Annotated in this window: 12 protein-coding genes; 4 read left to right on the forward strand and 8 right to left on the reverse strand. The window is 49.2% G+C overall.

The window, feature by feature from the left end; all coding sequences use genetic code 11:
• Positions 1-52 precede the first annotated feature (52 nt).
• Together gluQRS and H8K26_RS10500 are read right to left on the reverse strand one after the other, a co-directional pair.
• Positions 53-943 (reverse strand): tRNA glutamyl-Q(34) synthetase GluQRS, encoded by an 891-nt coding sequence (gluQRS, locus tag H8K26_RS10495; RefSeq protein ID WP_190479349.1) that lies wholly within the window; start codon positions 941-943, stop codon positions 53-55.
• A gap of 40 nt (positions 944-983) precedes the next feature.
• Positions 984-1,901 (reverse strand): LysR family transcriptional regulator, encoded by a 918-nt coding sequence (locus H8K26_RS10500; protein ID WP_186897147.1) that lies wholly within the window; start codon positions 1,899-1,901, stop codon positions 984-986.
• Between the two features lie 262 nt (positions 1,902-2,163).
• Here H8K26_RS10500 and H8K26_RS10505 point away from each other — a divergent pair, with 262 nt between their 5' ends.
• Positions 2,164-2,733 (forward strand): flavodoxin family protein, encoded by a 570-nt coding sequence (locus H8K26_RS10505; RefSeq protein WP_186883092.1) that lies wholly within the window; start codon positions 2,164-2,166, stop codon positions 2,731-2,733.
• A gap of 92 nt (positions 2,734-2,825) precedes the next feature.
• Here H8K26_RS10505 and H8K26_RS10510 read toward each other — a convergent pair whose 3' ends face one another.
• From H8K26_RS10510 to H8K26_RS10535, 6 genes are all read right to left on the reverse strand, one after another.
• A complete protein-coding gene (locus H8K26_RS10510; RefSeq protein WP_190479351.1) occupies positions 2,826-4,886 on the reverse strand; it encodes a M13 family metallopeptidase in 2,061 nt (686 codons plus the stop codon).
• Positions 4,887-5,033: 147 nt separating this feature from the next.
• Positions 5,034-5,909: a sulfurtransferase gene (locus H8K26_RS10515; RefSeq protein WP_186883348.1), complete on the reverse strand. Its 876-nt coding sequence runs from the start codon at positions 5,907-5,909 to the stop codon at positions 5,034-5,036.
• Between the two features lie 58 nt (positions 5,910-5,967).
• Positions 5,968-6,444, reverse strand: a complete 477-nt coding sequence (locus H8K26_RS10520) for a GNAT family N-acetyltransferase (protein WP_190479353.1) — start codon at positions 6,442-6,444, stop codon at positions 5,968-5,970.
• Positions 6,445-6,487: 43 nt separating this feature from the next.
• Entirely contained in the window at positions 6,488-7,291 is an 804-nt protein-coding gene (locus H8K26_RS10525; RefSeq protein WP_190479355.1) for a LytR/AlgR family response regulator transcription factor, read from the reverse strand.
• The gene (locus tag H8K26_RS10530) at positions 7,288-8,430 is read right to left on the reverse strand and encodes a sensor histidine kinase (protein WP_190479356.1); all 1,143 of its coding nucleotides are present in this window, start codon (positions 8,428-8,430) and stop codon (positions 7,288-7,290) included. Before H8K26_RS10530 ends, H8K26_RS10525 begins: the two co-directional genes overlap by 4 nt.
• 166 nt (positions 8,431-8,596) lie before the next feature.
• Complete coding sequence (locus H8K26_RS10535; protein ID WP_190479357.1) at positions 8,597-9,838, reverse strand: CaiB/BaiF CoA transferase family protein; 1,242 nt, start codon at positions 9,836-9,838, stop codon at positions 8,597-8,599.
• Between the two features lie 43 nt (positions 9,839-9,881).
• Here H8K26_RS10535 and ugpQ point away from each other — a divergent pair, with 43 nt between their 5' ends.
• The 3 genes from ugpQ (at position 9,882) to alaS (ending at position 13,940) form a co-directional block, all read left to right on the forward strand.
• Positions 9,882-10,628, forward strand: coding sequence for a glycerophosphodiester phosphodiesterase (ugpQ, locus tag H8K26_RS10540; protein ID WP_190479359.1), 747 nt, complete (start codon positions 9,882-9,884; stop codon positions 10,626-10,628).
• Positions 10,629-10,769: 141 nt separating this feature from the next.
• Entirely contained in the window at positions 10,770-11,099 is a 330-nt protein-coding gene (locus H8K26_RS10545; protein WP_186883099.1) for a hypothetical protein, read from the forward strand.
• A 225-nt stretch (positions 11,100-11,324) separates the two neighbouring features.
• The gene (alaS, locus tag H8K26_RS10550) at positions 11,325-13,940 is read left to right on the forward strand and encodes an alanine--tRNA ligase (RefSeq protein WP_190479361.1); all 2,616 of its coding nucleotides are present in this window, start codon (positions 11,325-11,327) and stop codon (positions 13,938-13,940) included.
• The last annotated feature ends 402 nt before the right edge of the window (positions 13,941-14,342 follow it).

The raw sequence follows: 14,342 nt of genomic DNA on the forward strand, positions 1-14,342 counted from the left end.
TCAACAGAGGTGGATATGGGTGAATAAGGGAGCGCAAAATACAGTGCTGAATCTATGCGATATGCAGTTTTTTTGCCCAAAGCATCGCTGCCTGCTGCCAGAATTCATGCAGATTACTTGCAGGGCTGAGCTGCAAGCCCAGAAAACGCGCGGCGGGCAGTAACGCTTCATGTAATAAGTCATTATCGCCGCGATCAAATGCCAGTGCGCCGGTTTGTTTCGATAATTTTTCACCGTTGGCATTGGTGACCACGGCAACGTGCAGGTAACTGGGTGTCGGTAAACCCAACAAGCCTTGCAAATATATCTGACGCGCAGTGGAGTCGATCAGATCGGCACCGCGCACAATTTGGTTGATTCCTTGCGCCGCATCATCAACGACAACGGCGAGCTGATACGCCCAGAAACCATCGGCGCGCTTTAAAACGAAATCGCCGACTTCCGTTGCCAGGTTCTGACTTTGCGAACCGCATAAACGATCTTCAAAACAGATGATGCCTAGTTCCGGTTCAGGCACACGCAGGCGCCATGCGCGCGCCGTTTTTCCCGGAGCGATGCCATGTCTGCATGTGCCCGGATAGATCTGACTGGCGGTATCGCCGAGACGCAGGCGTGAGTCAGCGATTTCCTTGCGTGAACAGGCACAGGGATAAACATAGTCGCCCAACTGTCGTAATGCCGCCTCATACAAATCCTGACGCTGGCTTTGCCAGACGACCTCTCCATCCCATTGCATACCGCAACGTTGCAGTGATTGCAGAATCTGCTGATCTGCACCGGCGACATTTCTGTCGAAATCCAGATCTTCTATACGTAACAGCCATGTGCCCTGATGCGCTTTAGCGTCGAGGTAACTCGCCATGGCGGCGACCAGTGAGCCCATGTGCAGCGGGCCTGTCGGGGAGGGCGCAAAACGCCCGATGTAATCAGTCGTAGCAGACATGTTCGGTCTAATTCATTTTGTAGTATGGCTCAGCGCAACGTCAGTTACCCATCAACATTTTCTGCACTATCGGGTCATTCAGTTTTTGTAAAAACCATTGCAGAGCTTTACCTTTATTTGTACTGCGCCATACGATGCGGTTGTTACCCAGCAGGCGATTGGCGTTGGTTTTCTTTTCAATCAGCATGCCCGACTGCAAATAAGGTTGAGCAATTCTTCGCGGTAAGTGCCCGCAACCCAAGCCTGCCAGTTGCGCGGACAGTTTTGCTTGTATTGACGGCACGGTCAGTGTGTCCTGTCCACTCAATAAGCCCGCTGTCATTGATGGCAGTGTCAGGCTGGTATCGCCAACCGCAACGGCGCGGTGCTCCAAGATTACTGCATGGCTGAGTGGCTCCGTCGCGTTGGCTAAAGGGTGCTCGGGTGCAACCGCAAACACCCAATCAATGTTGCCAAGTGAGCGGGTCTGAAACTCTCCCTGCATGCGGATGGCATCGGGGCCATCGTATGCGGCACCGATGGCCAGATCGGCGCGCCCGGTGATGAGACTTTCCCAGACGCCGGATAAAATTTCCTGTGAAATACGGATGCGGGTGCCGCAGCCTTGTTGTTCAAATTCTTTAATTAAGGGGATCAGATCTTCAAAGCGGATGATGCCATCGATCACAATATGAAAGTCTGCTTCCCAGCCGCTCGCTGCGCGTTTGACGCGATTTTCAAGATCCTGTGCCGCATGCAATAAGTTTCTGCCCTGAGTTAACAACTCTTCGCCAGCGCTGGTCAGTTTTGCTCTGTGTCCCCGCCGGTCGTACAGCAAGACATCCAGATCTTCTTCGAGTTTGCGTATGCTGTAAGTAATTGCCGACGGCACTTTATCCAGCGCAGCTGCAGCTGCGGCAAAGCTGCCTTTGCGAGCGATGGCATCGAGAATTTGTAAGGCTTCCAGCGTCAGATTCATTTTATTCAATTAATTTGAATGATGTGTAGAAAATTTTACCCTTATCTTGCTTACCCTGCATGTATATAGTGCAGGTGCGGCATCAATTATTTTGAATAAGACAGATTTATCCGGGCTGGCTTTGTGTGTGCTTGCTTGATGCTGATCGGCCATGTGCTGACGATGGTTTGAACATCGGAATAAAAGATTGTTGACGAGCTTCATCGGTTGTCATGGATGCGGATGATTTTTAATGAACCTAATGAACCAAAAGGAATATGACATGAAAAAAGTAGCGATTGTTTATCACTCAGGTTACGGACACACCACCAAAGCAGCTGAAGCGGTGCAGGCGGGCGTTGCCGCCAATGGCGCGGCAGCAGAATTGATACTGATTGATGCCGAGGGCAATATCACCGAAGCACAATGGGCCAGCCTTGCTGCGGCAGATGCGATAGTGTTTGGCTCGCCGACATACATGGGCACCGTTTCGTGGCAATTCAAGAAATTTGCCGATGCGTCATCCAAGCCTTGGTATCACCAGCAATGGAAAAACAAGATTGCAGCGGGTTTCACTAACTCCGCAACGATGAATGGCGACAAACTAAGCACGTTGCAATATCTGTTCACGTTCTCACAGCAGCATTCTATGATCTGGGTGGGTACTGGTCTGATGCCGTCGAACAGTAAAGCTGCGCAACGCAACGATGTTAATTATGTCGGTAGTTTCAGTGGTCTGATGACGCAATCTCCATCAGACTCTTCACCGGAAGAAGGTCCATTGCCAGGTGATCTGGAAACGGCAAAATTGTTTGGTCAGCGTATTGCCGAAGTGGCGAAAAAATTTAGTTAATCGCTCATTTTTATTTGATCGTATATGAAAAAGTCCGCTGCAACAGCGGACTTTTTTTGTTTCTCAGTTACCAGATCAGTTGCCAGATTCAGTTACCAGATACTGACGCGCTTGTTTTCCGGCAGGTACATGCCGTCACCCGGTTTCACGTTAAATGCGTCATAGAATGTTGTGTTATTTCTGAGGCTGCCATTGACGCGGAATTCACCCGGAGAATGCGGGTCAGTCTTAATCAGGGCGAGCGCACGTTGTTCGCGGGATTTGCTCCGGCGCGCCTGTGCAAGACCGAGGAACAGACGTTGTTCGCCTGACCAACCATCCAGAATTGGCGATGGCTTTCCTTCCAGTGACAGACGGTAAGCTTTTAAGGCCATCACGATACCGACGTTATCCGCAATGTTTTCACCCAGCGTCAGTTCGCCATTCAGGAAATGACCTGGAACCGGGCTGTAGCCATTGTATTGTTCAACCAGAACCTTGGTTTTGCGGTTGAATTTTTCACGGTCTTCTTTGGTCCACCAATCACGCAAGTTGCCGTCACCATCGTATTGTGATCCGGCATCGTCAAAGGCATGGCTGATTTCATGACCAATTGAAATACCGAGCGCGCCATAGTTAACCGCATCTTCTGCCTCGACGTTAAACAACGGTGCTTGCAAACGCGCTGCCGGGAACACGATTTCATTCATTTCCGGGCTGTAATAGGCATTCACGGTTTGTGGTGTCATATGCCATTCGCTGCGATCAACCGGGGTACCCAATCGCTTCACGTTTTTTTCGAAATCCGCGCTGCGGATACGTTTCAGATTACCAGCCAGATCATCTTTACTGATTTGTATTGCGGAGTAATCTTTCCACTTCTCAGGATAGCCAATCTTGACGCTGATTTTTGAGAGTTTTATCTGTGCCTGTTTTTTTGTTTCGGCGCTCATCCAATCCAGAGAGTCTATGCTGTCTTTGAATGCTGCCAGAAAATATTTCACCATTTTTTCCGTGCGGACTTTGGTTTCTGGGGCGAAATATTTTTCAACGTACAGCTTGCCAACGGCTTCGCCCAGCATCTGATCTGTCAATGCAACGGCGCGTTGTTCGCGTGTGCGGTTGACTTTGATACCAGCCAGCGTGGTGCCACGGAAGGCAAAATTTTCATTCGCAAATGCGCTGGACAAGTAGGGGCTGTAGGCACTCAGCAGTTGCCATTCGGCATAACTTTTCCAGGCAGATAAAGGAAAACTTTTCAGTGCATGGCTGAATCCGCTCAGATAACTTGGTTGCTGTACCAGAACCTGATCTGCTTTTCCGGCGATACCGTTAGTCTGGAAATAGGATTTCCACTGATAGCCCGGCGCAAGCGTATCGAGTTTTGATACGGTCATTTTGTTATAGGTCTTGAGCGGATCGCGGTTTTCCACATTCGTCCATTGTGCTTTAGCGAGTTCCGTTTCTATCGCCAGTACCTGCTTCGCATTTACTGCAGCATCTTTATCGCCTGCCAGTGTCAGTATTTTTTCCACATGCGTCAGATAAGCAGCGCGGATATCGCTCATTTTCTTGTCGTCGGTTTTCAGATAATAATCGCGATTCGGTAAGCCTAATCCTGATTGTGCGATATCGACGATGTATTGACTGGATTGCTTGCTGTCTTGTTCAACACGCACCCGGAACGGGGTAGTGACACCGATTTTCTGAAGCTGAGCAAAAAGTACGGCAAGCCCCTCTTTATTTTTCACTGCTGCAATGGTGTCGAGTTCAGATTTCAGTGCCGCTGCACCCAGCGTTTCCAACTTTTCTTCATTCATGAAGCTGTTGAAAAGATCAGCAATTTTCTGTTTTTCTGTGCCGGCAGGATTTTTATCGTCCTTAGCGACATCGCTGATCAGCGCGTGCAATTGTCGCTGTACGTTTTCACGGGCTTCCATGAAGGAACCCCAGTCTGATTTGTCGGCTGGGATTTCATTGGCTCTTAACCAGCCACCTTGCGCATGTCTGAAAAAATTATCCTGGCCACGAGTCGTTGGTTCAAAATTACGCGGAATGATCCCGGAACCGAGTGTAAATGCGACGGCAGTTGTTGGTGCAGCGGCTGGTTCGGCGGCGTAAACGGCGTTAGACAACAGGCTAAGGGCGAGAGTACTCAGTAAAAAACGTTTCATGGATTAGTCTCGTTTGTATTGTGGATAGATGAAAAGAATGTAGCGCGATTGTGACATGGTGTGACGCCGGAAGTTCAGACCCGGAATGAAAAAAACTCATTTAACGGACTTGCGTCAAATGAGTTTTTATGAAGAAAAACGGAATTATCAAGCTTGGGTCTGCGCTGATTCTTTTTTGCAGTGAGGGCAGGATTTACCGGGGACGTACCACGGCGACAGTTGTTCACGCGGTGTGACGACGGCACGGCAGGCAAAGCATTGCTTGGTATCTGTAGCCTCTAACTGCGGATTCAGTGCGGTACGATAGTCAAACACAAAGCAATCGCCGTGATAATGATCGCCACCGACTTCTTCGAAATACTTGAGAATGCCGCCTTCCAGCTGATACACGCTTTCAAAGCCAACGTTTTGCATGTGAATTGCCGCTTTCTCGCAACGGATACCACCAGTGCAGAAGGTCACAACGGTTTTGTCATTCAACACGTCACGATTGGCAGCGATGACTTCCGGGAATTCCGTGAACTTGGTGATGCGATAATCGATCGTATTATCAAAACTGCCTACATCGACTTCAAAATCATTACGGGTATCGACCATCACGACCGGCTTGCCGTTATCGTCATGGCCCTGATCCAGCCAGCGTTTCAGAGTTTGCGCATCGACTGAGGGCGCCCGGCCTTCTTCGGGCTTGATTAGCGGCATGCGCATGGTAATGATTTCTGCTTTCAGCTTGACCAGCAATTTGGTAAACGGCTGACGATCAGAGTAACTTTCTTTGGCAACGATGTCGGCGAATCTTGGATCACTATGCAACCAGTCCATGTAAGCGTCGATCTCATGGCGCAGCCCTGCGAGGAACATATTGATGCCTTCCGGCGTCAGCAGAATGGTACCCTTGAGATTGAGTTCCTGGCATTTATCAATAAACGCCTGCCGCTTTTCAGCGGTGTCGTTGAAGGTGATAAATTTGTAAGCAGAGATATTGACGTAAGGTGTTTCTGGGGATAACTGTGCGACCGGCATAATAGAAGAATTCACTCATTTTCAGTAAGTCATTGATTTATCTCAATTATAGTTGAATTCAGTGGTCGCTTGCTGGCAGCAACATGATCAGGTGCGGAATCTCGTCTTCGAGGTAGATATCGGAAACTGTCTGAAAGCCGAAGCTGGCATAAAATTTCTCAAGATAGGCTTGCGCACCGATACGCACAGAGGCAGCTGGATAAAGCTGGCGCAGTGCCTTGATGCCGTTCGCAATCAATTCTTTTCCTACACCAGTCCCGCGCGATGTCTGCGTACTCAGAACACGACCCAGCGATGGTTCTGCATAGCTGATGCCGGGAGGAACTATGCGTAAATAGGCGGCAATGTCACCGTTGTCATCCCAGGCTACAAGATGATGGGATTGCGGATCTTTACCGTCAATATCCTGATACGGGCAATTTTGTTCAACGATAAATACGGCGCACCTGGCCTGATACACCTTGTGTAACTGCTCAGGGTTGAATTCTGAAAAAGCTGATAATTGCCAGCGTAGTTGAGTGAGTTGATTAGTCATGTGTGTTAGGGAATTAGGCAAAGTTGAAGTATTGCGATGGCGATTACATTTGCCTGAATAAATGTGAATAAACTCTGCTGACGGTCAGCTTATCATCGCTATCCCTCAATTTCAGTGTCATTTTTCCGCTTTCATCTTTGTGGGCGGCGAGAATTTTTTTACTGTTAACCACGGTGCTGCGATGGATCTGCCAGAACACATCGGAATCAATTTGCGGCAATAATTCGCGCAAGCTGCTGCGGATCAGTGATGAATGTTCTTTGGTGACAACGTTAATGTATTTGTCTGTCGCTTCAAAATATAAAACGTCTTCGACCGGAATCATGCGGATCTGATTACCAACGGCGGCACGTATCATATGCAAAGGTTTGTGCACAGCAGAGCCACTGGCGGTCATGTGATCTGGCATTAAGCTGCGCAATTGTCCCAGCACGCGTTCGAGTTCTGTGCCGCTTTGCGACTGGTCAGTCAGACGCATCTGCAGACGCTGCACTGTTTTACTGAGACGTTCTTCACTGACTGGTTTGAGTACATAATCTGACGCCGAATGTTCAAATGCCTGAATCGCAAATTCGTCGTAAGCGGTCACATAGACGATCAAAGGGAACGCGCGGTTTTCCGGCCATTCTTCTGCCAGTTCCTGTGCGACTTCCAAGCCGGTTTTACCTGGCATTTTAATATCCAGAAATAGAATGTCCGGTGCGTGATGCAAGGCTTCCCGCACGGCTTCAACACCATTTTCCACTACGCTGCACAATACTAATTCTGGCCAGAGTTTTTCCAGCATTTTTTGCAGGGTGAGTGAGAGTATGACTTCATCTTCAGCAATCAGGGCGCGTATATTCATAATGATGTATGTAGGATTAAAGGGATAGAAATCCGTGCAATCGCGCCTTCCGGCTGATTTGCTTCTAATGTGAATGCGGCTGATGGGCCAAAGAGTGCTTGCAGGCGTTCACGGAGATTGATATTGCCAAGCCCCAGCCCGGCGTGATGTGTTTCTGGCGACGCCGCATGAGGCGCAGATAATCCAAGACCGGTATCCTTAACGGTCAGATACAGAAAATGCGCATCATTTTCTGCTGCAACATGAATGTTTCCACCGTTGATTTTTGGCTCCAGCCCATGTTTGATCGCGTTTTCTACCAGCGGTTGTAAAAGCATGGGTGGGATGGTTTGTTCCCGCAACTCTGATGGCAGAGATAAGGTATAAGTCAGACGTTTTCCCATACGTATCGCGAGCAGCTCCAGATAGGCTTCGATCAGAGAAAATTCCTGTTGTAAGGTGGTTTTTTCTGCTCTGGAAGCACTCAGTGTATTGCGCAGATACACAATCAACTGCGACAGCATATGTTGCGCGCGTGGTGGGTCAAGTGCGATCAGTCCTTGCAGATTAGCCAGTGTGTTAAACAGCATATGCGGTTCTATTTGAGCCTGCAGCATTTGCAGTTGCGCTTGCAAGGCCTGTCGCTCTATCGCGGAAGATTTCGCTTTTTCTGCCTCCGCTTCCGCGGCCAGTTCTGATATTTTTGCTTTATTCCAGAACGACCAGACCGAAATCAGACTGATGACCATGGTCAGCCCGATGAAACTGCTGAAGTATGCCCATTGCATTGAAAAAATACTCAGCAGCGGATAGGAAAAAATAGCGGCAGCAAGCGTTGATCCTGCGACAAATCCCAGTGGGGTAATGAGCAAGCAGACCAGGAAAAAAAAGAATGGCTGCGGTTTGCGTGTACGCCAGAATAAATGCTGGATGATTCGTACCAGCGCATAGCAACTGAATCCTATGCAATTGGAAAATACCCAACTTTGCAGCAAGGGACTGTGTGTCCGCATCACATAGGTGACGATCAGTGTGCAGATGGCATTGATGAGCAGTAGCCGTGGCAGATCCTGCAGAAATTTCCGTAGCTGCGTTTCTGCGCAAGGCTTCTGGTCAGGTGAGTTGCTGTTCTTTGGCTTAGGAATTGATGGCGTTATCATTTTTGCGCTGAGTATCTGATGCAATATTTTGTCCGGAGTTGATGTTAGCGCGCACAAGCGGGGTCGGACATCTGATTGCGATGGAGAGTACAGAATCTGTCGTCAAGCCCGCTTTATCTGGCGCGAAATACCGCACGGATTCTCGCCTCATGTCAGGTCATCTGCTTCAGATAATGCCGCGCTGCCTAAGTTGACTCAATTGTTCATCGTCATATCCAAGCACGGATTTTAAAATCTGATCCGTGTGTTGCCCTAGCAATGGCGGCGGCGACTGATAATCCGGTGGCGTGGCCGATAGTTTCATTGGGCTACCAACTAACTTCACGCTGCCGGCGCTTGGATGCGGCAAGGTAATCTGCATACCGCGCGCTTTTACCTGAGGGTCATTAAACACATCGTCCAGCCGGTTAATCGGTCCACACGGAACACCGGCGTCCTCCAGCAGCGCTATCCACTCTTGTCTGGATTTGCGTTTCACCATGTCCGCCAGCAATGGAATCAGTACCTCACGGTTTGCCACGCGCGCTGGATTCGTGCAGAAGCGCTCATCAGTCGCAAGCTGTTCTTCGCCACCTGCCGCGACAAATTTTTTGTATTGGCCGTCATTGCCGGCTGCGACAATAATATGCCCATCGGACGTAGCGAATGTCTGATAGGGAACGATGTTGGGATGGGCATTGCCCCAGCGTACCGGCGGTTTGCCGCTGGCCAGATAATTCGTATTCATGTTTGCCAGCATGGCGACCTGCACATCAAGCAAAGCCATATCGATGTACTGACCTTCACCGGTGCGGTCCCGATGTGTCAGTGCTGCCATCACCGCGATAGTGGCGTACATGCCGGTCATCAGATCGGCAATTGCAACGCCGGCTTTTTGTGGGCCGCCACCGGGCAGATCGTCGCGCTCCCCGGTCAGCGACATAAACCCCCCCATGCCCTGAACGATAAAATCATAGCCAGCGCGATGAGCGTAGGGGCCGTCCTGACCGAAGCCGGTAATCGAACAGTAAATCAGATCCGGTTTGATTTCTTTCAGGGACGCGTAATCAAGCCCATATTTTTTTAACTGACCGACTTTGTAGTTTTCTAGAACTACGTCGGATTGTGCCGCCAGTTTTCTGATAATTTCCTGACCTTCAGGGGTGGAAATATCCACTGTGATGGCTTGCTTTCCACGGTTGGCGGCGAGATAGTAGGCGGCTTCCGTCGTATTGGCACCATTCTCGTCACGCAGATAAGGAGGGCCCCAGGAACGCGTATCATCGCCATTCCCTGGACGTTCGACCTTAATGACTTCGGCTCCCAGGTCGGCGAAATTCTGCGCACACCAGGGGCCAGCCAGCACACGCGTCAGATCAAGAATGCGTATATGGCCGAGTGCTTTTTTTTGTAGCGACGTCGCTGTCATCCTGGATTATCCTTTTGTCTGCAATATTTTTCTGGAGATCAATATGTGGTCGTATCCCAAAGTTCTTGCGCACCGGGGGGGCGGGGTACTTGCGCCCGAGAACACGCTGGCGGCAATGAAGTATGGAGCTGCGCACGGTTTCACTGCGGTGGAATTTGATGTCATGTTATCAAAGGATGGGGTTCCTGTGCTGATGCACGACCCTGAATTTGGCCGGACCATCATCGGTCGCGGGCATGTGGCGGATACGCTTGCCGCTGATTTGCAAAAAATGGATGCAGGCGCGTGGTTTAACTCCTGCTACAAAGGGGAACCGGTGCCGCTGTATTCTGATGTCGTCCGTTTCTGCCGTCAGCATGACATCTGGATGAACGTGGAAATCAAGCCAGCCCCGGGCTTTGAAGAGGAAACCGGGCATATCGTTGCCGACCGGAGTTCTGAACTATTTGCAGATGTAGCTGTGAGCGATGTAACGCACCTGCCTTTGTTTTCCTCGTTTTCTTTTGTTGCCCTGATGGCCGCCAAACGTGCCGCTCCCACTATTCCACGTGGTTTGCTGATGGATGAGATTGCATCGGATTGGAAATCGAAATTGCAGGAAGTAGGTGCTGTATCCCTACACACGAATCACAAGTATCTGAGTCCATCGCTGGCAAAAAATGTGAAAGATGCTGGATACGGATTATTTTGCTATACCGTCAACAGTGCCGAGCGCGCAGCGGAAATTTTACGTTGGGGCGTCGATGGATTCTGCACTGACAGGATTGATCTGATACCTGCCGGATTCTGAGATTCATGTCTGCTTACCGCTTGTTACATGACTATACAAATACTTGTCATCGCTGAAGGTTTGCGCTTCGTTGTGGAGTCTATGGGAACAACCCATTGATTTCACTCCCCGGAAACATGCTTCTATATTGAAAGGTACAACATGAAAACGATACAGATGACGGCATTCATTCTTGCCACTGCTTTTGTTGCGCCAGTGTTTGCGCAGACTGCAACACCGAATATCGATAAACGTCAGGCTCGTCAGCAGGAACGGATCGCCAAAGGCATCAGCAATGGCGAATTGACTGCGAAAGAAAGCGCAAATCTGGAAAAACGCGAAGCGAAGATTGAAGCAAACAAAGAGGCTGCCGCGGCTGATGGTGTTGTGACCAAACAGGAACGCGCAAAGCTTGAACATCAGGAAAATGTTGCCAGCAAACGTATTTATACAAAAAAACATAACGCCAGAAAAGTTGAAACCAGTCAGTAAGATCATCCTTATCAGAAAAAACCGTCAATGCATTCAGCGTTGACGGTTTTTTCTTTTAAAGTCTGCGAACAGCTTTAGTCGTTTTGTGTGCTGGCGCAATGGCAATCACCGATCGCTATTTTATTGACGAATCTTCGGATTTCACAGCGCTGACTCCTGTTATAAGGCAGAATTTATACCGTATAATCAGAAGTTAACTCATTTTCAGCTTTGGCCTATCTCTCTATGAACTCGTCAGAAATCCGCGATAAATTCCTCAGTTTTTTCGAATCTAAAGGCCACACCCGTGTGCGTTCATCCAGCCTGATTCCCGGCAATGACCCGACTTTATTGTTCACCAATTCTGGAATGGTGCAATTTAAAGACGTGTTTCTGGGGCAAGACAAGCGTAGTTATACGCGTGCCACAACGGCGCAACGCAGTGTTCGTGCGGGTGGTAAGCACAATGATCTGGAAAACGTTGGCTATACGGCGCGTCACCATACTTTCTTTGAAATGCTGGGCAATTTCTCTTTTGGCGATTATTTCAAAAAAGATGCAATTCACTATGCGTGGGAATTGCTGACCTCGGTTTATGGATTGCCAAAAGACAAGCTGACCGTCACTGTTTATCAGGAAGACGACGAAGCTTACGAAATCTGGAAAAACGAGATCGGCGTACCGGTAGAACGCATCATCCGCATCGGTGATAACAAAGGTGCGCGCTACGCATCTGATAACTTCTGGCAGATGGCGGATACTGGTCCTTGCGGCCCGTGTACCGAAATTTTCTATGACCATGGCCCTGAAATCTGGGGTGGTCCACCAGGATCGCCAGATGAAGACGGTGATCGTTTCATCGAAATCTGGAATCTGGTGTTCATGCAGTTCAACAAAGATGAAGCCGGTGTTCTGCATCCATTGCCTAAACCATGCGTGGATACGGGCATGGGTCTGGAACGTTTGTCAGCAGTGTTACAGCACGTGCATTCCAACTATGAAATCGATACTTTCCAAAACCTGATCAAGGCGGCTGCGCGTGAAACTGGTTGTACCGATCTGGAAAACAATTCCCTGCGTGTGATTGCCGATCATATCCGTTGCGCTGGTTTCCTGATTGTTGATGGCATCATTCCTGGTAATGAAGGCCGTGGCTATGTGCTGCGCCGTATTACCCGCCGGGCTTTGCGTCATGGCCATAAACTGGGGCAAAGCCAGCCTTTCTTCTACAAGCTGGTGGCGGATCTGGTCAAGGAAATGGGTGGCGCTTATCCCGAGCTGGCCGAGGTTGCAGAGCGTGTCGCACAAGTCCTGAAGACGGAAGAAGAACGTTTCGGCGAGACGCTGGAACACGGTATGAAAATTCTGGAAGCAGCACTCGTCAAAGACGGTAAAAACCTTGACGGTGAAACTGCGTTCACCTTGTATGACACTTATGGTTTCCCACTCGATCTGACCGCAGATATCTGTCGTGAGCGTAATGTCGTGTTGGATGAGGCTGGTTTCAATGCCGCGATGGAAAGACAAAGACAGACTGCGCGCGCTGCCGGTAAATTCAAAATGGCGACTGCCATTGAATACAGCGGCGATAAGACCAAGTTCGTCGGCTACGATCAGTTGCAACACGAAGCGAAGGTTGTTGCGTTATATGTTGATGGCAGTGCTGTTAATGAAATCAACGCAGGTCAACAAGCGATCGTTGTGCTTGACACGACCCCTTTCTATGCTGAATCCGGCGGTCAGTGCGGTGACTCAGGTGTATTGATGGGCTTGGATGGCGCGGTATTTGAAGTTGCAGACACTCAAAAAATTCAGGCTGACGTTTTCGGTCATCACGGTGTATTGAAATCAGGTAGCCTGACGATCGTACAAAACGTCAAGGCTGAAGTGAATGCGGAAATTCGTGCGCAAACCATGCGGAATCACTCAGCCACGCATCTGATGCACAAGGCATTGCGTGAAGTGTTGGGTAGCCATGTCGCGCAAAAAGGTTCTTTGGTTGACGTTGAAAAAACCCGTTTTGACTTCAGTCACAACGGCCCTATGACTGCTGATGAAATCCGTCAGGTAGAGTCCATTGTTAATCGTGAAATTCTGGCGAATGCTGCTACCCGGGCGCAAGTGATGGGTTACGACGATGCCGTCAAACATGGTGCGATGGCATTGTTCGGCGAAAAATATGGCGATGAAGTCCGCGTATTGGATATCGGTTCTTCCCGCGAGTTGTGCGGTGGTACGCATGTTTCCCGTACCGGTGATATCGGCCTGTTCAAGATCGTTGCAGAGAGTGGTGTGGCGGCAGGCATTCGCCGTGTTGAGGCAGTGACGGGTGAAGTTGCGCTGGCGCTGGTACAGAGTCTGAACAGCCGTATCAATGAAGCGGCTGCAGCCTTGAAAGCACAGCCAGAAGAATTGACGCAGCGGATCGGACAAGTACAAGATCACGTCAAAGCTTTGGAAAAAGAACTGGCGACGCTGAAATCCAAAATGGCATCGAGTCAGGGCGATGATCTGGTCGGTAAAGCGGTTGATGTTAAAGGTATTAAAGTGTTGGCAGCGACACTGGAAGGTGCCGACGTCACAGCTTTGCGTGAGACTATGGACAAGCTGAAAGATAAATTGAAAACTGCTGCGATTGTATTGGCCGCCGTGAACGACGGTAAGGTCAGTCTGATCGCTGGTGTGACAGCAGATAGCACATCTAAAGTGAAAGCCGGTGATCTGGTTAACTTTGTGGCGCAGCAAGTTGGCGGCAAAGGTGGTGGCCGCCCAGACATGGCGCAAGCCGGTGGTACTGATCCTTCAGGCTTGCCAAATGCGCTCGCAGGTGTAGCGGAGTGGATCAGCGCCAAGCTGGGTTGATCGTCGAGATCGCTACAGTTATTGCTACAGATGTAAAAGTAGATTTTAGTCAATAAAAAAAGCCGGCATGTGTGCCGGTTTTTTTATTTTCAATGCGTGAACCTGACGCTTACTTTCGTTTATCAATAACGGTAAATAACAGTAATGATATGGGCGCTGCTTCACCAGATTATTTTCTAAAAAATATCTGAATTTCACCTATGATGAAACATTAAGTTAGCTATTGGATTCTAATATTCTAGTTAACGTTGATATCACCTGATTTTCTTCTTCACCTTGTTTTTGCCAAGATGTTTTTTTGAAAATAGAACAAATTTAAAAAAGCAATTTGCCATATTTTGGTGCATAACTTGAGTAAATAAACAGGGTAAATGTTGTTAGTGTGCTGCATCGCACCATGCC

The organism is Cognatundibacterium aquatile (genome assembly GCF_014699135.1).
GTDB lineage: Bacteria > Pseudomonadota > Gammaproteobacteria > Burkholderiales > Burkholderiaceae_D > Undibacterium > Undibacterium aquatile.

Bases quoted from the DNA above. Each gene is read 5' to 3' on its own strand.
- ugpQ (WP_190479359.1), top strand. From the start codon at position 9,882: ATGTGGTCGTATCCCAAAGTTCTTGCGCACCGGGGGGGCGGGGTACTT.
- H8K26_RS10510 (WP_190479351.1), bottom strand. From the start codon at position 4,886: ATGAAACGTTTTTTACTGAGTACTCTCGCCCTTAGCCTGTTGTCTAAC.
- H8K26_RS10500 (WP_186897147.1), bottom strand. From the start codon at position 1,901: ATGAATCTGACGCTGGAAGCCTTACAAATTCTCGATGCCATCGCTCGC.
- H8K26_RS10545 (WP_186883099.1), top strand. From the start codon at position 10,770: ATGAAAACGATACAGATGACGGCATTCATTCTTGCCACTGCTTTTGTT.
- H8K26_RS10515 (WP_186883348.1), bottom strand. From the start codon at position 5,909: ATGCCGGTCGCACAGTTATCCCCAGAAACACCTTACGTCAATATCTCT.
- gluQRS (WP_190479349.1), bottom strand. From the start codon at position 943: ATGTCTGCTACGACTGATTACATCGGGCGTTTTGCGCCCTCCCCGACA.
- H8K26_RS10525 (WP_190479355.1), bottom strand. From the start codon at position 7,291: ATGAATATACGCGCCCTGATTGCTGAAGATGAAGTCATACTCTCACTC.
- H8K26_RS10520 (WP_190479353.1), bottom strand. From the start codon at position 6,444: ATGACTAATCAACTCACTCAACTACGCTGGCAATTATCAGCTTTTTCA.
- H8K26_RS10530 (WP_190479356.1), bottom strand. From the start codon at position 8,430: ATGATAACGCCATCAATTCCTAAGCCAAAGAACAGCAACTCACCTGAC.
- H8K26_RS10535 (WP_190479357.1), bottom strand. From the start codon at position 9,838: ATGACAGCGACGTCGCTACAAAAAAAAGCACTCGGCCATATACGCATT.
- H8K26_RS10505 (WP_186883092.1), top strand. From the start codon at position 2,164: ATGAAAAAAGTAGCGATTGTTTATCACTCAGGTTACGGACACACCACC.
- alaS (WP_190479361.1), top strand. From the start codon at position 11,325: ATGAACTCGTCAGAAATCCGCGATAAATTCCTCAGTTTTTTCGAATCT.